The organism is Aureibaculum flavum (assembly GCF_016406085.1).
GTDB classification, from domain to species: domain Bacteria; phylum Bacteroidota; class Bacteroidia; order Flavobacteriales; family Flavobacteriaceae; genus Aureibaculum; species Aureibaculum flavum.
The window spans coordinates 339309-365312 of record NZ_JAEHFJ010000004.1 but is presented as its reverse complement, the minus strand read 5'-3'; the positions used below and the strand labels follow the sequence as shown (position 1 = coordinate 365312).

The 26004-nt window shown below is 30.1% G+C and carries 31 protein-coding genes and 1 tRNA gene; 24 read left to right on the top strand and 8 right to left on the bottom strand.

The features are described from left to right. The first annotated feature begins 10 nt into the window (after nucleotides 1-10). The 6 genes from JBL43_RS10440 (at nucleotide 11) to JBL43_RS10415 (ending at nucleotide 4034) form a co-directional block, all read left to right on the top strand. Nucleotides 11-721 (top strand): hypothetical protein, encoded by a 711-nt coding sequence (locus tag JBL43_RS10440; protein ID WP_198841382.1) that lies wholly within the window; start codon nucleotides 11-13, stop codon nucleotides 719-721. Beyond that, nucleotides 699-1496, top strand: a complete 798-nt coding sequence (locus tag JBL43_RS10435) for a hypothetical protein (RefSeq protein WP_198841381.1) — start codon at nucleotides 699-701, stop codon at nucleotides 1494-1496. The genes JBL43_RS10440 and JBL43_RS10435 overlap by 23 nt, the downstream gene beginning before the upstream one ends. Before the next feature lie 242 nt (nucleotides 1497-1738). Next, on the top strand, nucleotides 1739-1918 hold the full coding sequence (locus tag JBL43_RS10430) for a hypothetical protein (protein WP_198841380.1): 180 nt from the start codon (nucleotides 1739-1741) through the stop codon (nucleotides 1916-1918). Nucleotides 1919-2176: 258 nt separating this feature from the next. Next, nucleotides 2177-2599 (top strand): hypothetical protein, encoded by a 423-nt coding sequence (locus tag JBL43_RS10425; protein ID WP_198841379.1) that lies wholly within the window; start codon nucleotides 2177-2179, stop codon nucleotides 2597-2599. 27 nt (nucleotides 2600-2626) lie between these two features. Further along, nucleotides 2627-3235 carry an SIMPL domain-containing protein gene (locus JBL43_RS10420; RefSeq protein ID WP_198841378.1) on the top strand — a complete coding sequence of 203 codons (609 nt, stop codon included), beginning with the start codon at nucleotides 2627-2629 and terminating at the stop codon, nucleotides 3233-3235. Between the two features lie 259 nt (nucleotides 3236-3494). Continuing rightward, entirely contained in the window at nucleotides 3495-4034 is a 540-nt protein-coding gene (locus tag JBL43_RS10415; RefSeq protein WP_198841377.1) for an SIMPL domain-containing protein, read from the top strand. Nucleotides 4035-4073: 39 nt separating this feature from the next. Here JBL43_RS10415 and JBL43_RS10410 read toward each other — a convergent pair whose 3' ends face one another. After that, nucleotides 4074-4883, bottom strand: coding sequence for an aminotransferase class IV (locus tag JBL43_RS10410; protein WP_198841376.1), 810 nt, complete (start codon nucleotides 4881-4883; stop codon nucleotides 4074-4076). Nucleotides 4884-5016: 133 nt separating this feature from the next. Next, nucleotides 5017-5400, bottom strand: a complete 384-nt coding sequence (locus JBL43_RS10405) for an START-like domain-containing protein (RefSeq protein ID WP_117880565.1) — start codon at nucleotides 5398-5400, stop codon at nucleotides 5017-5019. A 130-nt stretch (nucleotides 5401-5530) separates the two neighbouring features. Between JBL43_RS10405 and JBL43_RS10400 the strand changes: the two genes are divergently transcribed. Continuing rightward, nucleotides 5531-5604, top strand: a tRNA-Met gene (locus tag JBL43_RS10400). Nucleotides 5605-5710: 106 nt separating this feature from the next. Further along, nucleotides 5711-6271: a hypothetical protein gene (locus tag JBL43_RS10395; RefSeq protein WP_233098754.1), complete on the top strand. Its 561-nt coding sequence runs from the start codon at nucleotides 5711-5713 to the stop codon at nucleotides 6269-6271. Between the two features lie 4 nt (nucleotides 6272-6275). Here JBL43_RS10395 and JBL43_RS10390 read toward each other — a convergent pair whose 3' ends face one another. Continuing rightward, on the bottom strand, nucleotides 6276-7439 hold the full coding sequence (locus JBL43_RS10390) for a THUMP domain-containing class I SAM-dependent RNA methyltransferase (RefSeq protein ID WP_198841375.1): 1164 nt from the start codon (nucleotides 7437-7439) through the stop codon (nucleotides 6276-6278). 167 nt (nucleotides 7440-7606) lie between these two features. Here JBL43_RS10390 and JBL43_RS10385 point away from each other — a divergent pair, with 167 nt between their 5' ends. Both JBL43_RS10385 and JBL43_RS10380 read left to right on the top strand, forming a co-directional pair. Beyond that, the gene (locus tag JBL43_RS10385) at nucleotides 7607-8338 is read left to right on the top strand and encodes an SAM-dependent methyltransferase (protein WP_198841374.1); all 732 of its coding nucleotides are present in this window, start codon (nucleotides 7607-7609) and stop codon (nucleotides 8336-8338) included. Beyond that, nucleotides 8335-9030: a ZIP family metal transporter gene (locus tag JBL43_RS10380; protein ID WP_198841373.1), complete on the top strand. Its 696-nt coding sequence runs from the start codon at nucleotides 8335-8337 to the stop codon at nucleotides 9028-9030. The genes JBL43_RS10385 and JBL43_RS10380 overlap by 4 nt, the downstream gene beginning before the upstream one ends. 123 nt (nucleotides 9031-9153) lie before the next feature. On the opposite strand, the gene JBL43_RS10375 is transcribed toward JBL43_RS10380, so the two are convergent. Further along, entirely contained in the window at nucleotides 9154-11346 is a 2193-nt protein-coding gene (locus JBL43_RS10375; protein WP_198841372.1) for a RecQ family ATP-dependent DNA helicase, read from the bottom strand. A gap of 82 nt (nucleotides 11347-11428) precedes the next feature. Between JBL43_RS10375 and JBL43_RS10370 the strand changes: the two genes are divergently transcribed. From JBL43_RS10370 to lptB, 3 genes are all read left to right on the top strand, one after another. Then, nucleotides 11429-12394 carry a KpsF/GutQ family sugar-phosphate isomerase gene (locus tag JBL43_RS10370; RefSeq protein ID WP_198841371.1) on the top strand — a complete coding sequence of 322 codons (966 nt, stop codon included), beginning with the start codon at nucleotides 11429-11431 and terminating at the stop codon, nucleotides 12392-12394. Between the two features lies 1 nt (nucleotide 12395). Next, complete coding sequence (gene tatC / locus JBL43_RS10365) at nucleotides 12396-13223, top strand: twin-arginine translocase subunit TatC (RefSeq protein WP_198841370.1); 828 nt, start codon at nucleotides 12396-12398, stop codon at nucleotides 13221-13223. A gap of 112 nt (nucleotides 13224-13335) precedes the next feature. Further along, nucleotides 13336-14079: an LPS export ABC transporter ATP-binding protein gene (lptB, locus tag JBL43_RS10360; protein WP_198841369.1), complete on the top strand. Its 744-nt coding sequence runs from the start codon at nucleotides 13336-13338 to the stop codon at nucleotides 14077-14079. Nucleotides 14080-14146: 67 nt separating this feature from the next. Here the strand turns inward: lptB and JBL43_RS10355 are convergent, their stop codons facing one another. Beyond that, on the bottom strand, nucleotides 14147-15028 hold the full coding sequence (locus JBL43_RS10355) for an alpha/beta hydrolase (RefSeq protein ID WP_198841368.1): 882 nt from the start codon (nucleotides 15026-15028) through the stop codon (nucleotides 14147-14149). Between the two features lie 20 nt (nucleotides 15029-15048). On the opposite strand from JBL43_RS10355, the gene JBL43_RS10350 reads away from it, so the two are divergent. After that, the gene (locus JBL43_RS10350) at nucleotides 15049-15669 is read left to right on the top strand and encodes an L-threonylcarbamoyladenylate synthase (RefSeq protein ID WP_198841367.1); all 621 of its coding nucleotides are present in this window, start codon (nucleotides 15049-15051) and stop codon (nucleotides 15667-15669) included. Here JBL43_RS10350 and JBL43_RS10345 read toward each other — a convergent pair. Beyond that, a complete protein-coding gene (locus tag JBL43_RS10345) occupies nucleotides 15664-16302 on the bottom strand; it encodes a DUF8845 family protein (protein ID WP_198841366.1) in 639 nt (212 codons plus the stop codon). The two genes, JBL43_RS10350 and JBL43_RS10345, sit on opposite strands and share 6 nt — an antisense overlap. A 2-nt stretch (nucleotides 16303-16304) precedes the next feature. Further along, nucleotides 16305-16799 carry an RNA polymerase sigma factor gene (locus JBL43_RS10340; RefSeq protein WP_117880586.1) on the bottom strand — a complete coding sequence of 165 codons (495 nt, stop codon included), beginning with the start codon at nucleotides 16797-16799 and terminating at the stop codon, nucleotides 16305-16307. Nucleotides 16800-16902: 103 nt separating this feature from the next. Between JBL43_RS10340 and JBL43_RS10335 the strand changes: the two genes are divergently transcribed. From JBL43_RS10335 to JBL43_RS10315, 5 genes are read left to right on the top strand one after another with little or no spacing between them, the layout of a single operon-like run. Next, nucleotides 16903-17805 (top strand): MerR family transcriptional regulator, encoded by a 903-nt coding sequence (locus JBL43_RS10335; protein ID WP_198841365.1) that lies wholly within the window; start codon nucleotides 16903-16905, stop codon nucleotides 17803-17805. Nucleotides 17806-17854: 49 nt separating this feature from the next. Continuing rightward, complete coding sequence (gene crtID / locus JBL43_RS10330; RefSeq protein ID WP_198841364.1) at nucleotides 17855-19339, top strand: bifunctional phytoene desaturase/3,4-desaturase; 1485 nt, start codon at nucleotides 17855-17857, stop codon at nucleotides 19337-19339. Between the two features lie 4 nt (nucleotides 19340-19343). Continuing rightward, nucleotides 19344-20180: a phytoene/squalene synthase family protein gene (locus tag JBL43_RS10325; protein WP_198841363.1), complete on the top strand. Its 837-nt coding sequence runs from the start codon at nucleotides 19344-19346 to the stop codon at nucleotides 20178-20180. Then, nucleotides 20181-20630 carry a sterol desaturase family protein gene (locus JBL43_RS10320; protein WP_117880590.1) on the top strand — a complete coding sequence of 150 codons (450 nt, stop codon included), beginning with the start codon at nucleotides 20181-20183 and terminating at the stop codon, nucleotides 20628-20630. Continuing rightward, nucleotides 20631-21317: a lycopene cyclase domain-containing protein gene (locus JBL43_RS10315; RefSeq protein WP_198841362.1), complete on the top strand. Its 687-nt coding sequence runs from the start codon at nucleotides 20631-20633 to the stop codon at nucleotides 21315-21317. Nucleotides 21318-21379: 62 nt separating this feature from the next. Here JBL43_RS10315 and JBL43_RS10310 read toward each other — a convergent pair whose 3' ends face one another. After that, entirely contained in the window at nucleotides 21380-21973 is a 594-nt protein-coding gene (locus JBL43_RS10310; RefSeq protein WP_198841361.1) for a fasciclin domain-containing protein, read from the bottom strand. A 188-nt stretch (nucleotides 21974-22161) separates the two neighbouring features. Here JBL43_RS10310 and JBL43_RS10305 point away from each other — a divergent pair, with 188 nt between their 5' ends. The 5 genes from JBL43_RS10305 to JBL43_RS10285 all read left to right on the top strand — a co-directional run bounded on the left by JBL43_RS10305 (nucleotide 22162) and on the right by JBL43_RS10285 (nucleotide 25999). Then, nucleotides 22162-23583 (top strand): SDR family oxidoreductase, encoded by a 1422-nt coding sequence (locus JBL43_RS10305; protein WP_198841360.1) that lies wholly within the window; start codon nucleotides 22162-22164, stop codon nucleotides 23581-23583. 63 nt (nucleotides 23584-23646) lie between these two features. Continuing rightward, nucleotides 23647-24069 carry a 6-pyruvoyl trahydropterin synthase family protein gene (locus JBL43_RS10300; RefSeq protein WP_198841359.1) on the top strand — a complete coding sequence of 141 codons (423 nt, stop codon included), beginning with the start codon at nucleotides 23647-23649 and terminating at the stop codon, nucleotides 24067-24069. Further along, complete coding sequence (folE, locus tag JBL43_RS10295) at nucleotides 24032-24733, top strand: GTP cyclohydrolase I FolE (protein ID WP_198841358.1); 702 nt, start codon at nucleotides 24032-24034, stop codon at nucleotides 24731-24733. The genes JBL43_RS10300 and folE overlap by 38 nt, the downstream gene beginning before the upstream one ends. Nucleotides 24734-24849: 116 nt before the next feature. Further along, nucleotides 24850-25533 (top strand): SDR family NAD(P)-dependent oxidoreductase, encoded by a 684-nt coding sequence (locus JBL43_RS10290; protein WP_198841357.1) that lies wholly within the window; start codon nucleotides 24850-24852, stop codon nucleotides 25531-25533. A gap of 4 nt (nucleotides 25534-25537) precedes the next feature. Then, complete coding sequence (locus JBL43_RS10285) at nucleotides 25538-25999, top strand: TspO/MBR family protein (protein WP_198841356.1); 462 nt, start codon at nucleotides 25538-25540, stop codon at nucleotides 25997-25999. Nucleotides 26000-26004 lie beyond the last annotated feature (5 nt).

Here is a 26004-nt window from a genome sequence, read left to right as displayed (position 1 = left end):
AAAGTTGTAAATGAGTGAAAATTTAATTGCCGTTTTACTACTTTCAGGATATTTCATTCCTATTACGTATAATTTGGTAATGTTAATAATAGAGATTACTAAAGGTAATAAGTTGGCTCTTAAGAAATTTCTAATGTTTTTAAAATACAGTACTCTTATTTTATTGACTTTCGTTTTCACCTTTGGAGTTTTAAATCACACGAACTATCTAAATTATGAAAGTCCACTTACTTATGATAAATATGAAGACATAACATTTGAAAACTTTAGAGGTTTAGAATTGTTTAAGAAAACATTTTATGGAAGCAAAAAATTTGCTTATGTTGTTACTTCAATTGAAAGTGAGATAAAGGACAATTCTGTAACAATTCAATCATTATTTTATCCATCACGTTCTTTTGTTTATAATAAAAATACAAATAGTAAGGAATTATTAATTCATGAAAAATATCATATAAAAATAACTGAATTATTTGTTAGAAAAGGTAAACAAAGAATTTCAAATCTCAGTAATTTTGATGAAGATAAGATTTCTGAAATAATAAAATCAATAAAAAAAGAAGAAAGAAATTTTCAAAAAAAGTATGATTATGATACATTTCATAGTTATGTCTTGAGCGAACAAAAAAAATATGAGCAAAATGTTGATAGTTTAATAAATTTGCTATCTGAATTTAAAGACACAAAAGTAAAGTTCAATGAGAAAGATAAGTTACATTAAACCATTAATAATAATATTAATTCTAACACTAACTAATTGTTCATTAGATAAGCATAATTTTCCTTTGGAAAAAAGGTATTGGGATGTTGATGATTATAACAATGCAGTTCGTGAGTATAAATTTGGTTTTAAAAATGATGATAAATTACCAACTTTTGATAACCCAGAAACTAGAATTATTGTTCAAAAATTTACTGATGAAGAAAATTATAAAGTGGTACTTGATGATAATGAATTAGGTATAAAACACAGAAATGACATCGCGGAAAAATTTTTTAATGAATGGAGAGAAATGACTAATCTTTATAATGCATTAGATAGAAAGGACAAATACTTATATGATAAAGAAATGATAGCCGTTTGGCATTTTGGATTAGGACTTCAATTGAAGTATTTTAATTTAGGAAATAGGCAAATTAGAGAAAATGCAGACGATCCAAATTCGTATAGTACAAAAAATAGAATTAACTCTAATATTAGCACATTAATAAGTAACTATACTAATTATATTAATAGAATAAATGAGGAAAAGGCCTTTTCGGATGAAGGTAAAGTTAAACTTGCTGAAGGAATTGATAAATACTTTATTGAATTAATTTCTCTATATCCCGATGCTAATTATAGCGGAATGAAGAAAAAGGCAAATTTGATGTTAAAAAAGAGTAATTCTGATAAAATTAAGTCATCATTGACTAAGTTAATTAAAGAAATTAAGGCGAAATCTGATGAGAAAAAACGAGCCGAAAAAGAAAAACTTGAAAAAGCAATTAATTAGCAAAGTATTAGATTAAGCGTGGTATGTTGGATTAGAAATAAGAATTATTCAAGATCATATTATTGTCAATAAAAATAATTATTTCAATTGAAATAATAGAAATAAAATTTAAGATGACTGAAGAACAAGAGTTTTTCAATACCATAGGTCAATCAATTACGAATTCTGAACAAAGTCAAATGTTTGGAAAGCCTTGATTTAAAATAAAGGGTAAAGCATTCGTTTGTTTTTTTCAAAATGAAATGGTTTTTAAATTAACAGGAGATTTGCATAGTGATGCATTAAGTTTAGATGCTTCACAACTATTTGATCCATCAGGAAAAAATAGACCAATGAAAGAGTGGATTCAAGTATCTTATGATTATAAAGACCGTTGGTCACTGTTAGCAAAGAGTGCCGCAGCACATGTTGGTGGGTTATAGAAATAAACAAAATAATTCTATAATTGAACCATTAACGTTTTTAAAAATATGGTTATTAGGTGTTTACTTTAATAATCTCATTCCCATCACTTATTCTCTTGACTCCATTTCTATACGTTCAAGACGAAACATTAACCACCGCTAACTACTCGAACCCCAATTTTCAGGGGTCACATTTTACCCTTAACTAGTGTTTTACAACCGAGCTTTCTGATGCATTTTTGTAATCAAATTAATAACCAATAAAAATTAAAAATTATGATTTACGGAATTTCATTAGTATTGTTAAGTATCATTGCGGTACCATCATTAATCTTATCAAAAAAACCAAACGCAGCTGAATTATTAGCAAAAATAGAACCTTATCAAGGTTGGATAGGTCTTGTATTTTGTTTCTGGGGTGTTTGGGGAATTATCTCTGCCTTTTTAAATATGGGTTGGTTAACATCTGCACCAATTTGGTGGATTACCTTATTAGCAGGTAGTGTTGTAGAAGCAGGTCTTGGCTTTTTATTAGGCTACGGACAAATCAGTAAAATATTTTTAGGGAATAATCCAAAAGCACAAGAAAAAGCAGCCTTAATACGTGAGAAAATTGCACCAATGCAAGGTAAATTGGGAGTATTAGGACTAATTGTTGGAGCTTGGATGATTGTAGCTTCATTTATGTTTATGGCATAAATAGTTACAGAATTAAAATCTACTATAATGAGAAAATTAATTATTGCTGTTTTGTTGTTAATCGTTGCAAATACATTTGCTCAAGACAAAGCCAGCACAAAGAACACAATTAGTGTTAGTAGTAATGTAAAGTTAAAAAAAGAGGTAAAAGCGTTCAGAATAAAATTGATCATGGGGTTAGACCAAATGGGATATGGTAATAACGAATGTAATACGTTAGATGAATTAAAAAAGAAGTATTTCGATAAACTGAAAGAGAAAGGTATAGATCCTAGTAAACTCGAAGAGAAAAAAATTGAATACTTAAGCATGTATTATCAAAGAGAAGGTACTGTTTACTATTACGAAGCTAGTACAGAAGAAGAAGTCTCTAAGGTTTTAAGTGCAAGAGTTAATGGTATTACTAACAATGGGTTAGAATATAAAATGCAATTGGACGATGCTACTTATGACGGTTTAATAGAAAAAGCCATCAAACAAGCAAAAGATAAAGCCAAAAGAATTGCAACAAAAGCGAATAAAAAAGTTGGGGAAATTGCTATGATTTCAGATAATTCTTATGGTTTTGAAGATTGGGTTTACTATTCTCCGAAAGATGAATATTTAAGAATTAACGTCGTTTTTGAATTATTATAATATTAAAGTAGGTTAGTTGATGTTACCCAATCTGTTATATATTTTTATATGTCAGGTTGGGTTTTTTATGTTATATTCCATCAATTGAGATAATTATAAATTAAAATGGTTGTTTTTTTTACTATTTTAATGAATGAAATAGTGTTTTATTGAAACTATTTTATTGAAAAATAGTGTATATCATAATTTTAAAAAGAATTATCCGTTTATTTTTAAGTTATAGTATATCTATGACTTGAATGATAACCCCCAAAATACCATGAATAAAACAATAGAAGTAAGTGGATCCGTTAAACTAGTGCGGAAAATTGTTAAATATAGGGCAAAAATAAGCATAGAAGTGACTCAAAATCCATACGGAGATGAAGAAATAACAGATTTAGCTGAAATAAAAAATCAGTATTATTTAGCATTGGTTGAAAATGGCATTGATGTAACCAAATTTGAAGAAGACACCTTTGAATTTAGAACGTACAATTATCAAGGAGAAGGCACCATGTTAAAATATGAATGTTCTTCGCAAAAAGAAATTTCACAATTGCTAGATATTAAAGTACCAGGTATTTATGTTAACCTATTAGAATGTAAATATGTAATTGATGATCAATTATATGATGAAATGACAGAAGCGGCCTTGGTGGATGCTCGGGTACGGGCTAACAACATTGCCTCTAAAATTGATAAAAAAGTAGGGGACATTGTTTCTTTAGTAGATAATAGAGTCCTAAATAATTATTGGACAACTTTTAACTCTTATGATGAATTTTTTGAACTCAAAGTAATTTTTGAGATAGAATAGCATCGTTATTAGTAGCGTATACAAATGATTATCTTTTAATTAAAGACTCATTTTATCTCTTAAATAGAATGCAATTTTAGATGTAAATTCTTTTTTTCTATACTTACTAACTGGTTGAATACCAACAATGGCATTCGTTAAAAAGATTTCATCAGTTTTTTGGAGTTCAAAAGGAGAGATTACTTTTTCTTCAATGGTTAACGTATCATCTTTTGAGATAAATTCTAGCAAGTTTTTTCTAAAAACACCTTTTAAACATCCTTCTGAAAGGGGAGGAGTAACAATATGTTTTCCTTTTACTAGAAAAATATTGCCATTTAAAGCTTCTACAACTTGCTTTTTCTCATTGAGCAACACACAATTATCTAATCCGTTTTCGTTCGCATAAATACTGCCAATGACGTTTAACACCTTATTATTTGTCTTTAAAGTGGACAAAATTCCAGAATACACATAATAATCTTTAAAGAGATCAATTTCGTAATCCTTTTTTAATGAAACAGAAAGTGGATTCGCTTCCACTAAAAAATGAGTATTATTAGTGCTAGGCAAATACAATCCACCATCTTTTCTATTAACGGTGAAACGTATTCTAGCATTAGATAAATTATTAGCAACTACGGTTTTTAAAATTTCTTGTTCAAAAAACTCCAAGGTAAATTGCATATCAATTTTCATGCGTAACATACGCATAGAAGCCATTAATCTAAAGTAATGATCTTCTAAAAATATTACATTACTATCTATTACTTTTATGGTTTCAAACAAACCATCTCCATATTTAAAAGCTCTGTTATTGATACTTAAAGTAGGAGGAGACTTAGAAATTGTGCCGTTATAATTTATCATTTCCAGTTAATTAATTCCCTCTTTACCTCTCCTTTGGAGAGGTCAGAATTACTTTTTTGGTAATTCTGAGTGAGGCTAAAAAAAAGCCTCGAAAAAATCAAGGCTTGCTATTCTTTTAAATTTGTATTACTTTTTATGCTCCAATAGTTTGTTTAAGCTCAGAAATTTGGTTTTCCCAAAACATTTTTCCTTCATCAACTTCATCGTCATCTGCAAAATCAGTAACAATTAAAGAAACATCAGAGGTCAAATCATCAACAACAATTTTAAATTCGAAAAAGGTACCTTCTTCTTCATCTGTCAACCATTTATATTTGATACGCTCATTGGTTTTATAAGACAATCTTTTGGCTTGTTCTTCTGAACCATCCCAAAGAAAGGTGTATACATCACTTCTTGAATTTACATTATCGGCAAACCATTCGCTTAATCCGTCTGGTGTTGATAGATACTGATATAAAAATGCAGGTGAAGAGTGCATGATAAACTCTATACTATATTTTACTTTGTCGGCCATAGGTCAATTTTTATCTTGAATGGCAATATATATATTATCTCAATTTAAAAAAAACTTTTTTGATAAAAATAATTAGAAAGAATTATTGCCACTCGTAAATTTGTTTTTATATTTGCAACCTTGAAATTTTGGCGAGGTAGCTCAGTTGGTTAGAGCGTCGGATTCATAACCCGGAGGTCGGGGGATCGTGCCCCCCTCTCGCTACGAAAATCCAGATATATTTATCTGGATTTTTTTTGTCCTAATATTTCGATTTTTATACAGTAAACCTGCCTAAATTCAATAAATTTGTACATACAAAGGCTATAAATTGAAAAATTTACCATTAACTTCAAAAGACGATTTAACTATTCAAATAAGAAATTCAGGTGTTGAATCTTGGAGAGACCTGATAGATACCGTAAAACTGATAAAGTACGGCAGAACTTCTAAAAGAACAGATTTAAACTTAGTTTGGACGGAACAGCAAGGTACTTGTAGTTCAAAACATGCTTTTTTAAAAAAAGTAGCTGATTTAAATCATATACCAAATGTTAAACTGATGTTGTGCATGTTTAAAATGAATACGATAAACACGCCCAGTATTGGTGATGCCTTAGACGGTCAACCTATCACTTATAATCCAGAAGCTCATTGCTATTTGAGCATTGAAGACGAGAATATTGATATAACCAATTCTCAATCTTCATTTGCTAAAATTAAAGATGATATAATCGAGCAACTTGAAATTATACCTAAACAGGTATTTCAATTTAAAGTAGATTATCATAAGGATTTTCTAAAAAAATGGATTTTAAAAGAAAAATGCAGCCTCAGTTTTGATCAAGTTTGGAATATTAGAGAAAAATGTATTGAAAATATGAGTAAATAGGGGGTTAGTCCTTCATATATTTTCCCTTCTTACTTCCTTCATACATTTCATACATTACCAATCTACAATCTAATTTACCATTAAAAACCTTAATTTTTTTGGAGGTTCGTAATCCTACATTTTTTAATCCATTTTCAAAATCAGAAGTAATGAGCCATGCATTTGTGCCAGGATAGCCTCGTTTCAACGTATTTCCAATTTCTTTATAGAATACAGGAACATCAATTTCTAAACGTTCTCCATATGGTGGATTAAATAAGACAATTGTTTTTCCTTCTATTTCTTTTTCTGTTCTAAAGAAATTTTGCTCTTCTATGGTAATAAATTCTTCTAAATTGGCATTTTCAATATTGTCTTGAGCCTTATATATGGCGGATGGAGATTTATCATAACCGATAATTTTTGCTGTAGATTCTCGCGTTTTTTTAAGTAATGAATTCCGAATAACATCAAACAAATCAGGATCAAAGTCGCTCCATTTTTCAAAGCCAAATTCTCTTCGGTTAATATTTGCCGGAATATTATTTGCAATCATGGCAGCTTCAATTAAAATAGTACCACTACCACACATGGGGTCAATGAAATGTTGTGTACCATCATAACCTGACATTAATACTAAACCTGCAGCTAATACTTCATTTATAGGAGCAATGTTTGTAGCACTTCTATAACCTCTTTTGTGTAAAGAATCTCCAGAGCTGTCTATAGAGACCGTACAATCTCTATTATGTATATGAATGTTAATCTGTAAATCAGGATGATCTAAATCTATATTGGGACGTGATCCTACTTTATCTCTAAAATAATCTACAATTGCATCTTTTGTTTTTAAAGAAACATAATGTGAATTGGTGAAATTATCAGCATTGGCAACAGCATCAACAGCAAAAGTACCATTCACATCAATATAATTATCCCATTTTATGGTTTGTATTTGATCGTATAAATCGTGTTCATTATTAACTTTAAACTGTCGTATTGGTTTTAAAATTCGTACTGCAGTCCTTAACGCTAAATTTGCCTTATACATAAAACCTTTATCACCAGAAAAAGTAACGTTTCTTATGCCTATTTTGACATCCATAGCACCAAGGTTACGTAACTCTTTTGCAAGTATTTCTTCAAAGCCAAATAAAGTTTTGGCTAACATTTTAAAATTTTCGTTCATTTTGTACGTGTAAGTATTTTAATATAATATCAACTAATAAATTCTATTTTACAGCCGCTTTTAATGCATTTGGGAAATAGATTTCTATTAAACACCAAAAATACGTTTATTATTCTAAGGGGCTAAAATTGATTTAGTACTTTTGTATACATTTTTTTAAGATTTCAATGAGCACAAAAAAACAGGAGTGGTTTAAGGATTGGTTTGACACAAAGTATTATCATATTTTGTATCAAGATAGAAATGATGATGAAGCACAAAACTTTATGAAACATCTCATTTCTTTTTTAGAATTGGAAAAGAACAGCAAAATTTTAGATTTACCATGTGGTCGAGGAAGACATTCGGTTTTTTTAAATCAATTGGGGTATACTGTAATTGGTGCTGACCTTTCAGAAAACAGTATTGCTTTTGCAAAACAGTTTGAAAATGAGACATTACATTTTAAGATTCACGATATGCGTGATTCTTTTGAAACTAAATTTGATGCTATTTTTAACTTATTTACAAGTTTTGGATATTTTGATGATGCAGAAACAAATATTCAAGTTTTAAAGAATTTAAAAAACGGATTAAAAGAAAATGGCTTATTGGTTATTGATTTTTTAAATGTTGATTATGTTAAAAAACACATAGTTTACACGGAATCTGTGTCTAGAAACAATATTGATTTTAATATCAGTAGAACTGTTGATGGCAATGCGATAATTAAAGATATTCGTTTTTTTGCGGATGGTAGAGATCATCATTACACGGAGAAAATTAAATTTTTACCTCTTGAAACATTAAAGGAATACTTTAAAACTGCTGGTTTACATTTAAAACACACTTTTGGGTCGTATGCACTTGAAGATTTTAATGTTGATAAATCGAGTCGCTTAATACTTCTTTTAGAATGAATTTCATAGCTTTATTTTTATCTGTTTTAATAGGTGTTCTGGTTGTTATTTCTTTAAAGCCAAGTACTAAAATAATCCAACTTTTTTTATCATTCAGTGGTGCGTATCTATTATCTATGACGGTACTACATCTATTACCAGAGGTATTTGAGTCGCATAAAGAAAATGTTGGCATCTATATTCTAATAGGAATTTTAATACAAACGATATTAGAATATTTTTCGAAAGGGGCAGAGCACGGTCATATTCATGTTCACAACCATTCTCATATTAAAAAAGTACCATGGTTATTGTTTTTGAGTTTATGTATTCATTCTTTTTTAGAAGGAATACCACTTAATTTAGCTCAAAACAATTTACTGTTGTGGGCAATTGTAATTCATAAGATACCAGTATCTATTGTGCTAACCGTTTTTTTATTACAATCTACTTTATCAAAAAAGCTAATTTATACTTTTATTATCTTATTCGCATTGATGAGTCCGATGGGCCTTTTATTCAGTTCGAAAATTCCATTTTTCGAAGTTTACCACACACAGATAACAGGTTTAATTATTGGAGTTTTCTTGCATATAGCCACAGCAATATTATTTGAAAGTTCTCAAAATCATCAATTTAATATCAGAAAATTTATTGCAGTGTTGTTGGGGTTCACTATTGCATTTTTAGGAACTCAACTGGGAGGGCATTAAATAATTTGTGCAGAACATTGAAAAGAGAATCGTAATTATTTTATCTAACATAAAAAAGCTCAAGAAGTTATTCATGAGCTTTTATTTTTTTATTTCTGCTAAAGTAGGTGATTTTTAATTTTATTAATTAGCTACTTCACTTATAAATTTAATTCGCATAAGGCGTAATTCTTCTTCATCATAATCGCCATCAAACTCATCGAGTGCTTCTTGAATTTTATCAGTATCAGCTTCCATAAAATAATCATGAATTTCTTCTTGCTGATCTTCATCAAGTAAATCGTCTAAACTATAGTTGATATTTATTTTAGTACCAGAATAAACAATACGTTCCATCTCTTTCGTAAGCTCTATCATTGATAAACCTTTAGATTTTGCGATATCTATTAATGGAAGTTTTCTATCGGTATTTTGTATAATATATAATTTTAAAGCGGAATTTACACCTGTTGTTTTTACAATAAGATCATCAGGTCTCGTGATGTCATTATCGGTAACATAACGCTGAATTAAGTCTACAAATTCTTTACCATATTTTTTTGCTTTACCTTCACCTACACCATGTACATTAGCTAATTCTTCTAAGCTAATGGGGTACTTCATCGTCATGTCTTCCATTGAAGGATCTTGAAAAACGGCAAAAGGAGGTACATTTTTACGTTTACCCACTTTTTTTCGTAAATCTTTTAACATAGACATCAGTTGTTGGTCAACTGCGGCTCCAGATGCTTTACTATTTGTTATAATATTACTATTATCTTCATCTCCGTAAAAATGATCTTCAGTCATCATAAATGAAGTCGGGTTTTCAATATAATCTAAACCTTTTTGCGGAATTTTTAATACACCGTATTGTTCAATTTCTTTGGTTATAAAACCAGCCACCAATACTTGACGAATTAAAGCCATCCAAAATACGTTTTCTTTATTTTTTCCTACTCCAAAATAAGTTTGTTCGTCAGTTCTTCTTGATTTTAATAAAGCATTTGATTTTCCTATTAAAGTATTAACTACTTCTTTAGACTTGTATTCTTCTTTTGTATCTCTTATGGTTTCTAATAATATTTTAACCTCATTTTTAGCCTCTACTTTCTTTTTCGGATTTCTAACATTATCATCCATATCAGCTCCTTCACCATTTTTCTCATCAAATTCTTCTCCAAAATAGTGCAATAAAAATTTACGTCGAGACATTGATGTTTCCGCATAAGAAACCACCTCCTGTAGTAAGGCATGACCAATTTCTTGCTCAGCAACCGGTTTTCCAGACAAGAATTTTTCTAACTTTTCAATATCCTTATAGGCATAAAAAGCAAGGCAATGACCTTCGCCACCATCTCTACCACCTCTTCCAGTTTCTTGATAATAACTTTCTAAACTTTTAGGAATATCATGATGTATTACAAAACGAACATCCGGTTTATCAATCCCCATTCCAAAAGCAATAGTAGCGACTACGACATCTACATCTTCCATCAAAAACATATCTTGATGTTTGGCTCTGGTTTTACCATCTAAACCTGCATGATAAGGTACAGCCTTTATTCCGTTAACGATGAGCACATTTGCTATCTCTTCAACTTTTTTTCTACTAAGACAGTAAATAATTCCTGACTTGTCTTTAAAATCTCGAACAAATCTGATAATATCTTTTTCTACATCTTTAGTTTTCGGCCTTATTTCATAATATAAATTAGGTCGGTTAAAAGAAGCCTTATACGTTGTAGCATCTGTAATCGCTAAATTCTTTAAGATATCTTCTTGAACTTTTGGAGTTGCCGTAGCGGTGAGTCCTATAATAGGAACATCATCTATACGTTCAATAATTTTTTTAAGATTTCTATATTCAGGTCTAAAGTCATGTCCCCATTCGGAAATACAATGGGCTTCATCAATAGCTACAAAGGATATTTTTTGGGTTTTTAAAAAATCAATGTATTCCTCTTTCGTTAAAGATTCTGGAGCTACATATAATAATTTTGTTACGCCTGATTTTATATCATTCATTACCCGTGCAACATCTCCTTTATTTAAGGAAGAATTTAGCACATGGGCAATACCTTCATCTTCAGAAATACCTCTTATGGCATCTACTTGATTCTTCATCAAGGCGATTAAAGGAGATACTACAATTGCAGTACCTTCTTGTATTAATGCCGGTAATTGATAGCATAAAGATTTTCCGCCACCAGTAGGCATTATAACAAAGACATCTTCTTTGTTTATAATACTTCTAATAACTTGCTCTTGTAAACCTTTAAATTTGGTGAATCCAAAATATTGTTTTAAGGCGTCGTGTAAGTTTAAATTTGTCACTCTTTTTATTATTTATCTATAATTTTAGATACATTTGCAACTAAAGATACTACTTTATTTTTATATACTAATAATTTCCATTTTGAATACTAAAAAAGATATTTTAGAAATTGCCAAAAATAGTATTACTATCGAAAGTAAGGCGATAGCGAATTTAATAAATTTTTTGAACAAAGATTTCGAAAATGCTGTTAAATTTATTCTTAAATCGAAAGGTCGCGTTATTGTTACAGGAATTGGCAAAAGTGCCAATATTGCCACAAAAATAGTTGCAACGTTAAATTCAACAGGAACTCCTTCTATATTTATGCATGCGGCAGATGCTATTCATGGTGATTTAGGTATTGTTCAAAAAGATGATATCGTAATCTGTATATCAAAAAGTGGTAATACTCCAGAAATAAAAGTGTTATTACCATTAATAAAAGATTCAAAAAATAAAATTATTGCTATTACTGGTAATTTAGAATCATATTTGGCAATGCAAGCCGATTTTGTTTTAAACTCTTTTGTTGAACAAGAAGCTTGTCCAAATAATTTAGCACCAACTACCAGTACTACAGCACAGTTGGTTATGGGTGATGCCTTGGCCATTTGTTTGTTGGAAATGAAAGATTTTACAAGTAAAGATTTTGCAAAATATCACCCAGGTGGTACATTGGGCAAAAGGTTATATCTTAGAGTTTCTGATTTGATAGAGAGAAATACAAAGCCTATTGTAAAACCAGATGATTCAATTACCACAGTAATTATTGAGATTTCGGAAAAACGATTGGGAGCTACAGCTGTTATAGAAAACGGAGCTATTATCGGTATAATTACGGATGGTGATATAAGAAGAATGCTTAGAAATAGTAATGACTTTACGCATTTGACAGCCAAAGAAATTATGGGTAAAAACCCAAAAGTTATCGGATCAGATGCTATGGCTGTTGCGGCACTAAATATTATGGAGAGCAATAATATCACACAATTATTGGTTGCAGATGGCGATGAATATAAAGGAGTAGTACATTTACATGATTTAATAAAAGAAGGTATAATTTAAGATGGCAAAGAAAAAGACTAAAGAAGAAAAGGAAATGTCTTTCTTAGACCATCTTGAAGTACTGAGGTGGACATTAGTGAGATCAACATTAGCAGTACTTGTAATGAGTTCTATCGCTTTTTTAATGAAATCATTTATTTTTGACGTCATTATTTTTCTTCCCAAAGACCCTCAATTTATTACGTATAGGTTTTTATGTAATCTTTCTGAAAAGTTAGGTACCAATGGATTGTGTATTGAGGAAATACCTTTTATAGTGCAAAGTAGAACCATGGCAGGGCAGTTTTCTGCTCATATTTGGACGTCAATTACGGTAGGGTTTATTGCGGCTTTTCCTTTTATATTATGGGAAATTTGGAAATTTATAAAGCCAGCATTGTATGTAAAAGAAAGGAAACATGCCCGAAGTTTTATTATAATATCTTCGTTATTGTTCTTTTTAGGTGTATTATTTGGTTACTTTTTAATAACACCGTTGTCTATAAACTTTTTAGGATCTTATAGAGTTTCTATGCAAGTGGAGAATAATACTGATATAAGTTCATACATTGGTTTGTTAAGAGCTTCGGTATTAGCCGCAGGTTTAATTTTTGAAATGCCTGTTATTATCTATTTTCTTGCAAAAATGGGAATAGTAACTCCTGAGTTTTTGAGAAAATATAGAAAGTATGCCATTGTTGTGTTACTTTTATTAGCGGCAATTATTACACCACCAGATGTTGTTAGTCAATTTATTGTTGCAATACCGATGGCAATTTTATATGAAGTAAGTATAATTATAGCGAGTGTAATGGCACGAAAAGCAAGAAAGAGAGCAGCTAAAGTTTAATTTTTTTTCTTGAAAGTGTTAAGTAAGAAAGGGAACGATTAAAAAATAAAGATTCCAATGGAGGCAAAAAGCATTGGTATAAAAGATAAATAAAAATTGTTAAAAAAAGCTAATGATTTTAAGAGCGGAGAATATTGAAAAAACTTACGGTAGCAGAAAGGTTGTAAAAGGCATCTCGTTACAAGTAAAACAAGGTGAAATTATCGGTTTACTAGGTCCAAATGGAGCAGGTAAAACCACTTCTTTTTATATGATTGTTGGGATGGTAAAACCTAATGAAGGCAGAATTTTTTTAGACAACGAAGACATTACGGATGATTCGATGTATAAACGTGCTCAAAAAGGAGTAGGCTATTTAGCCCAAGAAGCTTCCGTATTTAGAAAACTTTCTGTAGAAGATAATATACTTTCCGTTTTACAATTTACGAAATTGTCTAAAAGAGAACAAAAGGAAAAATTAGAATCGCTCATTGATGAATTTAGTTTAGGTCATGTTAGAAAGAATAGAGGTGATTTATTATCAGGTGGAGAACGTCGTAGAACAGAAATTGCTCGAGCATTAGCATCTGATCCAAACTTTATACTTTTAGACGAACCTTTTGCCGGTGTAGACCCAATTGCGGTTGAAGACATTCAAAGTATTGTTTCTCATTTAAAAGATAGAAATATTGGTATTTTAATCACTGATCATAATGTACAAGAAACGCTTGCTATTACTGATAAAACCTATTTAATGTTTGAAGGTGGTATTCTTAAAGAAGGAACACCAGAAGAATTGGCAGCTGATGAAATGGTAAGAAAGGTATATCTAGGCGAGAGTTTTGAGTTAAAAAAGGTAAAACAGAAAATGAAATAAAACTTCGTTTTGCAACCAGAGTACTGTTTTTATCGAGTGTATTTCTGGCATGATAATCTTTTTTCCACTAAAAATTTGCCTGAATAAATGCTCTTAGCTTTACAGTAGTATCTAATAAATTTGCACCTTCCCAACCGTGACCTTCACCACTATAAAGAGTGAATTCATTGGTAACTCCCAGTTCATTTAATTTAGCATGCATATCTATTCCTTGAGAAGAAGGAATTAATGGGTCTTCATCACCATAAAACAATAGCGTAGGCGGAGCATCTTCAGTAACCACGTGGTATGGACTATTCGCGATATAAAATTGTGAATTCTGTTCAAAACTTACTCCTGTAATTGCTTGTATTTGTAAGGCTAAAAACAAATAAGTGAGCTCCGTTGGATTCACATAAGCGTTATCTGTGAAATTTGTTGGTCCAACAATACTACAAACCATTTCAACATCTTTATTTATATCATGTGAATAACTATAAAGCATGGCTAAATGTGCACCAGCACTCGTACCAATAAATGCAAAGTTATTAGCTATCTGATATTCATCTTTTTTTACTTTTAATTGTGCTATTACGTCTTTAATATCATCAATTTGCATTGGAAACGGGCTATTACCTTGAGATGCCAAACGATAATTTATATTAACAATAGCATAATCAGGAGATTCCTGTTGTAATTCAGGTATAAAATCTTTCATATCCTTTTTGTCTCCTTCAATCCATCCGCCTCCGTGTACTAAAATAAATACCTTTGTTGCTTGTGTTGTTCTTCCTTTTGGAAGATAAATGTCGTATTTTTGCTCTGCATGATCACCATAAGAAACATCTATTATTTCAGACTTTTCTAATTCAACTTCGGCATTAGGAGCGTCATCAGTGCAAGAAATAAATAAAAGTAATAGTGCTGAAATGGAAAATGTTATTATTATTTTATTAATTTTATACTGCATAATTGTAGTTTTATCTAAAAATGGCTCAATTTATAAAAATTTACAACGAAAACCCTAACCCTAAGGAAATCAGCAAGGTAGTTGAAGTTCTTAGAAAAGGAGGTTTAATAATTTACCCTACAGATACCATTTACGGCTTAGGATGTGATATTACTAACGCCAAAGCAATGGGGAAAATTGCACGAATAAAAGGGATAAAATTAGAGAAAGCGAACCTTTCGTTTATATGTAACGACTTAAGTCATTTGTCTGATTATGTAAAACAGATAAATACACCAACCTATAAAATTTTAAAACGGGCATTACCTGGACCCTATACGTTTGTCTTACCTGGTAATAACAGTTTACCTAAAGCTTTCAAGAATAAAAAAACGGTAGGTATTAGGGTTCCAGATAATAATATTGTTCGAGAAATAGTTAGGGAATTAGGTAATCCTATTGTTTCAACATCTATTCGTGATGATGATGATGTTATTGAATACACCACAGATCCTGAATTAATTTTTGAGAAATGGCAAAAATTAGTAGATATTGTTATTGATGGAGGTTATGGAGATAACCAACCGTCAACTGTTATCGATTTATCTGAAGATGAAATAGTAGTAATTAGAGAGGGTAAAGGAAGTTTAGATATTTTATAAAACAATATCATTACTTACCAATTCCTTATAATTTCTATTTAGTTTTTTCAATAAAAAGCCATATATCAACTGATAAAACAGCCAAAATAGCACTACCAAAACTACGATGAGAATTACGGATAATACCCATACCACGAGCATGTTGGTGTCTTGAGGTAATTGTTCTAGAAAATTTTCAGAATGATAAATTTTATAAAATAAAATAGAAGAAATTACAGGTATTAGTGCTAAATTAAACCATATATAATACTTTACAATTTTTCTAGTTTTTAAAATGTTTTGCAACAGTAATTTAGAACTTACGTTGGTAGCAATGGTTTTATAATTCTTGTAAAATAAGTAGATAAAGTATATAATTACCAGATAGTAAAAAACATAAAACGATTTTATATAATAGGAGTTCATAAAACTAGTTAAACCCAAATTCTCTAATTCTTCTGCCGATCCCATTTTTCCAGTAAATAAAGAGATTAGTATGGGAATTACCAGTTCTAACACACTAATTATAAAGATCCACTTTACAATGGAAGATGATTTTTTATGAATAATTTTGGATAGTGCGTCTTTAGATAATCTAGGGTTGACACTATCTTGTCTTTTCCAATCTTTTTTTAATAAATCTAGTTGATCCATATTTACGGATTAAGTATGTTTTTTAATTTAGTTTTTACTCTATTCATTTTTACTCTAGCGTTTACTTCACTAATCCCCATCATTTCTGAAATTTCTTTATAATTCTTTTCTTCTAGGTAAAGTAGTACTAAAGCTTTATCAATATCAGACAATTGATAAATTGCTTTGTATAATAATTTTAATTGCTCTTCTTCGGTATCATCATAGTCAACAGACTCAATTTTATGCAAAACAGAATCAAAATCTTGCGTCTTTATGGAGCGTTTCGATTTCCTGTATATCGTTATGGCGGTATTTAATCCAACTCTATACATCCAAGTACTAAATTTAGAATCTCCTCTAAATTTGGGATAGGCTTTCCATAACTGAATACTGATTTCTTGAAATAAATCATTATGAGCATCTTTATTGTTGGTATAGATCCTACAAACCTTATGCACTATATTTTGATTTTCTTCTAAATCTGAAATAAATTTAAGCTCTAATTCTTTGTTCACTGGTGGTTGATTTCAAGGTATTAGTAGTGTAAAATTACGTTTTGTTACAAGAATCTTTAATAATTAATAAAAAAACGTACATTTGTTTTATAATAACCCAAATATGTTAAACAATATTAAAACTAAATTTTCTATTAAAGACTTAGAAAATTTCACAGGAATTAAACCTCATACGATTAGAATCTGGGAAAAAAGATATAATTTACTTGAACCTTCTAGAACAGATACTAATATAAGATATTATGATGGTGATAATTTTGTAAAATTATTAAACATCAATTTATTGTATAATAATGGCTTCAAAATTTCTAAAATTGCAGAGTTTTCAGAGGATGTATTGCTTTTGAAAGTTAAAGAACTTACGACAGACAAAGCGTTGGAAGACGGAGTTATCAATGAGTTTAAGATTGCAATGCTTAATTTTGATGCCGTTTCATTTAATGAAGCATATAATAAACTCTTAGCTTATAAATCTTTTAGAGAAATATTTTTAGAAGTATTTATTCCTTTACTAATTCAAATAGGATATTTGTGGCAGCATAAATCTATAAAACCGGTTCATGAACATTTTGTTTCAAATTTGATTATGCAAAAAATACAGTCAAATATTGAGCGTAGCCAAGTTACCAGTTTTAAAGAAAATGAAAAGACATTTGTATTATTTTTACCAATGCGAGAAATACATGAACTGGGGCTTTTGTATTTGCATTACGAATTGATATTACGTGGTTATCATTCAATATACTTAGGTCAAAATATTGCTATTGATGCAGTACAAGACATAAAACCTTTATATAGTAATGTTCAATTTATTTCGTATTTTACCGTAGAACCTAATGAAAATGATATCGGACAGTATTTAGAAGACATAAATGAGAAGCTACTGAAAGGAACAGATAATAACTTTTGGTTTTTAGGAAGGAAATCTTCTCAATATGAAAAATCAAAATCTTACTCACAAATTGAGGCCATTGGTTCACTAATGCAGGCCTTAGATAAAATATAAATAATATAATTTTGTTTTGTTTAATAAAATTGTATATTTGTTAAACAATATGGAAAACAAAATTATTATTATAGGATCTGGCTTTTCTTCATTAGCGGCTTCTTGTTATCTAGCTAAAGCTGGCTATTCCGTTACTATTTTAGAGAAAAACGAAATGGTTGGGGGAAGAGCGAGAGTTTTTGAAAAAGATGGATTTAAATTCGATATGGGACCGTCTTGGTATTGGATGCCAGATGTTTTTGAGAGTTTTTTCGCTGATTTTGAGAAAAAAGTTTCGGATTATTACGATTTAAGTAAATTGAGTCCTGCTTATCAGGTCTATTTCAATACGTCAGATAGTATAAAAATATCAGATAATCTAAGTGATATAAAAAAGACTTTTGAGGAAGTTGAACTAGGTAGTTCAAAATATCTTCAAGATTTTATAGATTCTGCAAAATTTAATTATGAAGTTGCAATTAAGGATTTGGTTTATAAACCAGGGAATTCTATTGCGGAGCTCATAACACCAGTTACAATACAAAGAGTCAATCAGTTTTTTACAAGTATTAGAAAAAAGGTTAGAAAAAAAATAAAGAATGAAAAGCTGATACAAATACTGGAGTTTCCGGTATTGTTTTTAGGAGCAAAACCTAGTAATACACCTTCTTTCTATAATTTCATGAATTATGCCGATTTCGGTTTAGGCACATGGCATCCAAAGGGTGGTATGCATGAAGTTATAAAAGCAATGACAAATCTTGCAGTCAGTTTAGGTGTTGAAATTAAAACAAACAGTAATGTTTCTAAAATAGTCATTGAAGACGGTAAAACGATTGGAGTTCAAGTAGACGATTTGATTTTAAAAGCAGATGTTGTTTTAAGTGGTGCAGATTATAACCATACAGAGACCTTGTTAGATAAACCATACCGACAGTATTCTGAAAAGTATTGGGATAAAAAAGTCTTAGCCCCATCTTCATTATTATTTTATGTGGGTTTTGATAAAAAAATAAAAGAAGTATGTCATCACACCTTATTTTTTGATTCTGATTTTGATAAACATGCTATTCAAATTTATGACGAACCTTCTTGGCCAGAAAAGCCTTTATTTTATGCTAACTTTCCAAGTTTAACAGACCCTTCATTTGCACCAGAAAACAAAGAAGCAGGATTCTTTTTGATTCCAATAGCTCCTGGTATTGAAGATACTCCAGAAATACGAGAAACATATTTCAATCATATTATGGATAGGTTTGAAAAATTAACCAATCAAAGCGTAAAAGATCATATTCTATTTAAAAAATCGTACTGCATCAAAGAATTTAAAGAAGATTATAATTCTTTTAAAGGAAATGCATACGGGTTGGCAAATACACTAACGCAAACTGCTTTTTTAAGACCAAAACTAAAAAGTAAAAAAGTAAGTAATTTATTTTTTACAGGACAATTAACCGTTCCTGGACCAGGTGTACCACCAGCATTAATCTCTGGAAAAGTTGTATCTAGTTTAATACAAAAACATTACCCTTTAGTTCATCACCAAAATCAATAAGCTTATGGATAATTTATTTAATTCAGTTTCAGTAGGGTGTAGCAAATTAGTTACTAAATCTTACAGTACATCATTTACATTGGCGGTAAAAATGCTGGCCCCCTCAATAAGAGATGCAATTTATAGCATTTATGGTTTTGTGCGTTTTGCAGATGAAATTGTAGATACTTTTCATGAATATAACAAGGCAAATTTACTAGAAGAGTTTGAGCAAGATTATTACAAGGCATATCATGAAGGTATTAGTTTAAATCCCATTTTAAATGCTTTTCAACTCACTGTAAAAAAATATAATATTGATGATGATTTGGTGCAATCCTTTTTAAAGAGTATGCGACTAGATTTGACAAAGCATAATTATGATAAAAGTGAATATGAAGATTACATCTATGGTTCTGCCGATGTTGTAGGGCTTATGTGCTTAAAAGTTTTTGTGAAGGGTGATGAAAACAAATTTAATGAACTAAAAAAATCGGCAATGCGGTTGGGTTCAGCATTTCAAAAGGTTAATTTTTTAAGAGATTTAAAAGATGATATTGAAGTCTTAGATAGATCTTATTTTCCCAACATAGATATTCATAATTTAGATAATATTTCTAAATTGGAAATTATAGAAGAAATAGAGGAGGATTTTAAAATCGCATATCTAGGTATAAAAGACCTTCCAAATGAAGCTAAATTTGGTGTTTACACATCTTATATTTATTATAAATGTTTATTAAATAAATTAAAAAGAACACCAAGTAAAAAAATAATGAACACTAGAATACGAGTTTCAAATCCTCGTAAAGTTAGCTTATTAGCACAATCTTTTGTAACTTACAAATTGAATTTAATGTAAATGATAGTTTTAAAATTCATATTAATAACACTGGTTACTTTTCTATGTATGGAAGCGGTAACTTGGATAACGCATAAGTTTGTCATGCACGGATTTATGTGGTATTTTCATGCAGATCACCATCAACCTAAATATGAAAATACCTTTGAAAGAAATGATATTTTCTTTGTCATATTTGCCATACCTAGTATTTTACTTTTTTATTTTGGGGTTGATGGTGGTGTAAATTATTTATTCTTTATTGGTCTTGGGGTACTGTTATATGGTATCTCTTATTTTCTAGTACATGATGTGCTCATTCATCAAAGGTTTAAATGGTTTAAGAAAACCAAAATTAAATATTTAATAGGATTAAGAAAAGCCCATAAAGTGCATCATAAACATCTTGGAAAACAAGAAGGAGAGTGCTTTGGTATGTTGCTTGTTCCATTTAAATATTTTAAGATATAAATGTCACTTTACCTCCTTTTAAATTTAGCGTCTTTTAGTATCCCGTTTTTATATAGTTTTGAAAAACGCATGCATTATATTCAATGGTGGAAAGAAGTATTTTTATCCATTGTAATTGTAGCGACATTTTTTATCATATGGGATATCATCTTCACCATTGATGGTGTTTGGGGATTTAATGAGGATTATTTGATAGGCATCACTATATTTAGTTTACCAATAGAAGAATGGCTTTTTTTTATTTGTATTCCTTATGCGAGTATATTTATCCATTATGCATTTCAATATTTTTTTCCACAAACGCACGTTCCAATTAGACTGTCCAATATAATAACAATTAGTCTTGCTATTTTGTTATTTATAGTGGCCATTTTTAATTTCGATAAGGCGTATACTTTTTACAACTATATCATTTTAAGTACCGTGTTGTTTTATAGTTTTTTTACAAAAAATAAGCAATTACCTATATTTTATATTACTTTTTTAATCATCCTTATTCCATTTTTTATTGTGAACGGAATACTTACGGGTAGTTTTATTGAAGAACCTGTAGTATGGTATAACAATAGTGAAAATTTAGGAATTAGATTAGGTACCATTCCCATTGAAGATGCAGGGTATGCATTTACCATGCTTTTTGGTAGTATTCTGTTCATCGAATTTTTCAAAAAGAAAAGATTATTTTAAAATAAAATCGCCACCAGCGTTTTAAGGCTGATGGCGATTTCGCTATCAAAAAAACCAACCTATTATTTAGGCATTACTACTGAATCTATTGCATGTATAACGCCATTTGACGCTGCAACATCAGTCATAATAATGGTGGAAACGTTTCCAGATTCGTCAGTTAAGATAACATTATCCCCACTCATAGAGGCGATTAGATTACCACCTTGTACTGTAGGAATAGAAAAAGTACCATTATTGTCATTAATAGCTTTAACAACATCTGCAGCCATAAATTTACCAGTAACCACATGATACGTTAAAAGTGAAGTTAAAGCATCTTTACTTTCAGGTTTTAAAAGACCAGCAACGGTACCTTCTGGTAATTTATCAAAAGCAGCATTTACAGGTGCAAAAACAGTAAATGGTCCATCAGCACTTAAAGTCTCAACTAAACCGGCAGCCTTAACAGCAGCCACTAAAGTTGAAAAATCCTCATTGGCAGCTGCAACACCAACAATAGTTGGAGTTTTTTTAACGGCTTCTTTTTCGGTAACATCATCAGAGGTTACTTTCTCTGTTTCATTATGCACATTCTCTTTTTTAGTGTCCGCACACGCAGTGCTAAAAATAAATCCGGTCATGGCAAAAGCAATCATTAAATTTCTTGTTCTCATAATATTTATGTTTAAGTTTCAGCAAATATAGTTAAACAAAAATATGTAATTCAACATTTTATGTTTAAAGTTATGTTAAAAAACTTAAACACAATAATAAATTAGTATCTTGGTCTAATATATAATAGGTGTTTGATTGTATAGATGAGCACTATCGCAAATTATCAACTAGTTTTAAAAATATTATTATGAAAATTTTACTAACGGGTACAACAGGTTATATCGGTAAACGTCTAATTCCTATGCTATTAGAATTAGATCATCAATTGGTGTGCTGTGTTAGGGATATAGGACGGGTTCCTGAAATTGTAAAAAATAATAAGAAGATAACCTTAATTGAGGTAGATTTTTTAAAGGAAGAGACTTTAAAAGCAATTCCAAAGGATATAGATGTTGCTTATTATTTAATTCATTCTATGTCTTCTTCTTCCACAGATTTTGAAAAATTGGAAAAACAATGTGCTGGAAATTTTAAAAACCATATTGAATCTACTGATGTGAAGCAAGTTATTTATCTCAGTGGTATTGTTAATGATAGTAATCTGTCAAAACATCTAGCTTCTAGAAAAGAAGTAGAAAACACCTTGCAATCAAAAATATATGCTCTAACAACGTTTAGAGCAGGAATAATTGTAGGTAGCGGAAGTGCTTCCTTTGAGATTATTAGAGATTTAGTTGAAAAATTACCTTTAATGATTGTTCCAAAATGGGTAAATACTAAATCACAGTACATTGCCATACGTGATGTGTTGACTTTTCTTTCTAAGGCAATTGGTAAACAGGAATTGTACAATAAATCGTATGATATTTTTGGACCAGAAGTACTGACCTATAAAGAGATGATGTTGCGGTTTGCTGAAGTTCGTAAATTTAAACGATATATCTATTCAGTTCCTGTAATGACGCCAAAATTATCATCTTATTGGTTGTATTTTATAACTGCCACGTCTTACAAACTGGCAATTAGTTTGGTAGATAGTATGAAAGTGGAAGTCATTGGAATTGATAGTGATATAAATGAAATGTTGGGGGTTAACCCCATAACTTATAAAGAGGCTGTTCAAAAAGCCTTTATAAAAATAGAGCAGAACAGTAGTGTTTCAAGTTGGAAGGACTCTTTTGTAAGTGGAAGGTTTAATAAGAAATTATCACAATATATAGAAGTGCCTCAGTATGGTTGTTTTAAGGATATTAAAAAAAGGGAAGTAAAAAATGAAACTAGAACTCTAGAAAAGATCTGGTCTATAGGTGGTCATAACGGATGGTACTATGGTAATTTTCTTTGGAAAATGAGAGGGTATCTAGATAAAATATCTGGTGGAATAGGTTTAAGACGTGGAAGAACTCATCCAACCAAATTAAGTGCGGGCGATGCTCTCGATTTCTGGAGGGTTTTGTATGCCAATAAAAAGGAGAAACGTTTATTACTTTATGCAGAAATGAAATTACCTGGAGAAGCTTGGCTAGAATTTGTTATTATTGAGAACATATTATATCAACGTGCTGTTTTTAGACCTAAAGGTTTATTCGGACGATTATATTGGTATGCAGTAGCTCCCTTTCATGGATTTATTTTTAATGGAATGATTTCACGTCTTGTTAATAATTAACATTTTCTTAATAATCTTTCATTAATAATGTTTAACTTTGTACTACAAAAGTTAAACAAAATAATGTTAGATCAACAATATAAAACTTCTATAGTAAGAAAGGAACATTTTAATGCAGCCCATAGATTAAATAATGTCCATTGGAGTCAAGAAAAAAATAGCGAAGTTTTTGGTAAATGCAATAACCCCAATTATCATGGTCATAATTATGAGCTAGAAGTTAAAGTAATTGGCTTTTGCGATCCTGAAACTGGTTATGTCATAGATACTAAAATATTGTCCGACATCATAAAAAATGAAGTGTTAGAAAAATTAGATCACAAGAATTTAAATTTAGATGTTATAGAATTTAGAGAGCTGAATCCTACTGCTGAAAACATTGCCAGAGTAATTTTTACATTATTAAGAAAATATTTAGATAAAAAATTAGAGTTAAAAATTAAACTATATGAAACACCAAGAAACTTTGTTGAATACCCTGCTTAGCGAAAATCACCTTCATAATTTTTCTGATCATGAAATAGGTGACGACCATTTATATACTGGTTTGGAAACTCCACTTACGGCAGATGCATTTAGTATTTCTGATAGTGAAAAAAAGGAAAAAATAGCCTATTTATTTCAAGAAATAATGAAGGTAATGGGACTAGATCTCAATGATGATTCACTAAAAGGCACACCCAATAGAGTGGCCAAAATGTATATTGATGAAATATTTTCAGGATTAAATCCTGCAAATAAACCTAAAATTGCTTTGTTTGATAACAAGTATCAATATAACCAAATGTTAGTTGAAAAAAACATTACTTTTTATTCTAATTGTGAACATCACTTTGTACCTATTATAGGCAGAGCACATTTAGCTTATGTTTCTTCCGGTAAAGTTATTGGTTTGTCTAAATTAAACAGAATTGTACAGTATTATGCAAAAAGACCACAGGTACAAGAGCGATTAACGAATCAGATAGCAAATGAATTGGTAACTATTTTAGAAACTGAAGATGTAGCGGTTATAATAGATGCCAAACATTTATGTGTATCTTCTAGAGGAATTCAAGATGATACCTCAAGTACAGTTACGAGCTTTTATGGAGGGGTATTTAAATCACCATCCAAAATTGCAGAATTACAGAATAGTATTAACAATTAAAAACGTAATAAGTATTGATTTTTTATAATAAGATGATAAAAATGCAACATGTTTTAAGATTAATAATCTTCATTAAAAAATAATATTTAAATCTATTAGTAAATAAAAGCTAGCGAATGAAAACAATTATAATTATCGGTGGAAGTAAAGGGATTGGAAAGGCTATTGTTGAAAGTTTAATAGACCATTTTAAAATTATAAATATTAGCAGAAGTCCATCTCAAATAAATCATCAAAATTTTAGTCAATTCCAATGCGATGTTTTGGAAGATGAATTACCAGAAATTGAGGTAGCAGATTCACTAATTTATTGTCCAGGAAGTATCAACTTAAAACCAATTTCTAGATTAAGTTTAGAAGACTTTAAAACTGACTTTAATATAAATGTCTTAGGAGCTGTGAAAGCTATACAGCACTATTTGCCTATTTTAAAAAAAGGAAATAATCCGTCCATAGTTTTATTTAGTACTGTTGCTGTTAAAATGGGAATGCCTTTTCATTCTAGTATTGCGGTAGCAAAGGGTGGAGTAGAGGGCCTAGTCAAATCTCTAGCGGCTGAATTGGCACCTACAGTGCGAGTTAATGCTATTGCACCTACAGTTACAGATACAGGTTTAGCAGATAAATTATTGAGGAATGATAAGATGAAAGAAAAAATGATAGAAAGGCATCCTCTAAAAAAATACTTAGACCCAAAAGAAGTGGCAACCATGGCTGAGTTCTTAATATCAGAAAAAACAGCCTCTATATCAGGACAAATATTTGAGATGGATTGTGGTATTGTAACGCTAAAAATATAGACCAATGAAATTTAATATATTAGTTGTCATTTTTTTAGTCATAAATTTTGGTGCATTAGCCATTGGCAGTTGGTTAATGAATAATGGACCACAAACCGAATGGTATATTGGATTGAATAAAGCCCCGTGGACTCCACCAGGATGGGTTTTTGGAGCTGCCTGGACGATTATAATGATTTGTTTCTCAATTTATATGGCTCAGTTATATACCAATGAGAATACAGGGAAAATTATTATATTATTTATTTTTCAAGTAGTACTAAATGTGAGTTGGAACTATGTGTTTTTTAACCAACATGCAGTTAGCTTTGCACTGATAATAATTTCTTTACTTACCATATTAATAATCTATTTTTTAATCGCTTATTACAGTAAATTACACTTGATAAGTTTATTGCTATTACCTTATGTTATTTGGTTAGCTATAGCCACATCACTAAATTATTATATTTATACAAACAATTAAAAATC

Excerpts from the sequence above, each read along its gene's own strand:
- JBL43_RS10440 (WP_198841382.1), top strand. The coding sequence starts at position 11 with ATGAGTGAAAATTTAATTGCCGTTTTACTACTTTCAGGATATTTCATT.
- JBL43_RS10435 (WP_198841381.1), top strand. The coding sequence starts at position 699 with ATGAGAAAGATAAGTTACATTAAACCATTAATAATAATATTAATTCTA.
- JBL43_RS10430 (WP_198841380.1), top strand. The coding sequence starts at position 1,739 with ATGGTTTTTAAATTAACAGGAGATTTGCATAGTGATGCATTAAGTTTA.
- JBL43_RS10425 (WP_198841379.1), top strand. The coding sequence starts at position 2,177 with ATGATTTACGGAATTTCATTAGTATTGTTAAGTATCATTGCGGTACCA.
- JBL43_RS10420 (WP_198841378.1), top strand. The coding sequence starts at position 2,627 with ATGAGAAAATTAATTATTGCTGTTTTGTTGTTAATCGTTGCAAATACA.
- JBL43_RS10415 (WP_198841377.1), top strand. The coding sequence starts at position 3,495 with ATGAATAAAACAATAGAAGTAAGTGGATCCGTTAAACTAGTGCGGAAA.
- JBL43_RS10410 (WP_198841376.1), bottom strand. The coding sequence starts at position 4,883 with ATGATAAATTATAACGGCACAATTTCTAAGTCTCCTCCTACTTTAAGT.
- JBL43_RS10405 (WP_117880565.1), bottom strand. The coding sequence starts at position 5,400 with ATGGCCGACAAAGTAAAATATAGTATAGAGTTTATCATGCACTCTTCA.
- JBL43_RS10390 (WP_198841375.1), bottom strand. The coding sequence starts at position 7,439 with ATGAACGAAAATTTTAAAATGTTAGCCAAAACTTTATTTGGCTTTGAA.
- JBL43_RS10385 (WP_198841374.1), top strand. The coding sequence starts at position 7,607 with ATGAGCACAAAAAAACAGGAGTGGTTTAAGGATTGGTTTGACACAAAG.
- JBL43_RS10380 (WP_198841373.1), top strand. The coding sequence starts at position 8,335 with ATGAATTTCATAGCTTTATTTTTATCTGTTTTAATAGGTGTTCTGGTT.
- tatC (WP_198841370.1), top strand. The coding sequence starts at position 12,396 with ATGGCAAAGAAAAAGACTAAAGAAGAAAAGGAAATGTCTTTCTTAGAC.
- lptB (WP_198841369.1), top strand. The coding sequence starts at position 13,336 with ATGATTTTAAGAGCGGAGAATATTGAAAAAACTTACGGTAGCAGAAAG.
- JBL43_RS10355 (WP_198841368.1), bottom strand. The coding sequence starts at position 15,028 with ATGCAGTATAAAATTAATAAAATAATAATAACATTTTCCATTTCAGCA.
- JBL43_RS10350 (WP_198841367.1), top strand. The coding sequence starts at position 15,049 with ATGGCTCAATTTATAAAAATTTACAACGAAAACCCTAACCCTAAGGAA.
- JBL43_RS10345 (WP_198841366.1), bottom strand. The coding sequence starts at position 16,302 with ATGGATCAACTAGATTTATTAAAAAAAGATTGGAAAAGACAAGATAGT.
- JBL43_RS10335 (WP_198841365.1), top strand. The coding sequence starts at position 16,903 with ATGTTAAACAATATTAAAACTAAATTTTCTATTAAAGACTTAGAAAAT.
- crtID (WP_198841364.1), top strand. The coding sequence starts at position 17,855 with ATGGAAAACAAAATTATTATTATAGGATCTGGCTTTTCTTCATTAGCG.
- JBL43_RS10325 (WP_198841363.1), top strand. The coding sequence starts at position 19,344 with ATGGATAATTTATTTAATTCAGTTTCAGTAGGGTGTAGCAAATTAGTT.
- JBL43_RS10320 (WP_117880590.1), top strand. The coding sequence starts at position 20,181 with ATGATAGTTTTAAAATTCATATTAATAACACTGGTTACTTTTCTATGT.
- JBL43_RS10315 (WP_198841362.1), top strand. The coding sequence starts at position 20,631 with ATGTCACTTTACCTCCTTTTAAATTTAGCGTCTTTTAGTATCCCGTTT.
- JBL43_RS10310 (WP_198841361.1), bottom strand. The coding sequence starts at position 21,973 with ATGAGAACAAGAAATTTAATGATTGCTTTTGCCATGACCGGATTTATT.
- JBL43_RS10305 (WP_198841360.1), top strand. The coding sequence starts at position 22,162 with ATGAAAATTTTACTAACGGGTACAACAGGTTATATCGGTAAACGTCTA.
- JBL43_RS10300 (WP_198841359.1), top strand. The coding sequence starts at position 23,647 with ATGTTAGATCAACAATATAAAACTTCTATAGTAAGAAAGGAACATTTT.
- folE (WP_198841358.1), top strand. The coding sequence starts at position 24,032 with ATGAAACACCAAGAAACTTTGTTGAATACCCTGCTTAGCGAAAATCAC.
- JBL43_RS10290 (WP_198841357.1), top strand. The coding sequence starts at position 24,850 with ATGAAAACAATTATAATTATCGGTGGAAGTAAAGGGATTGGAAAGGCT.
- JBL43_RS10285 (WP_198841356.1), top strand. The coding sequence starts at position 25,538 with ATGAAATTTAATATATTAGTTGTCATTTTTTTAGTCATAAATTTTGGT.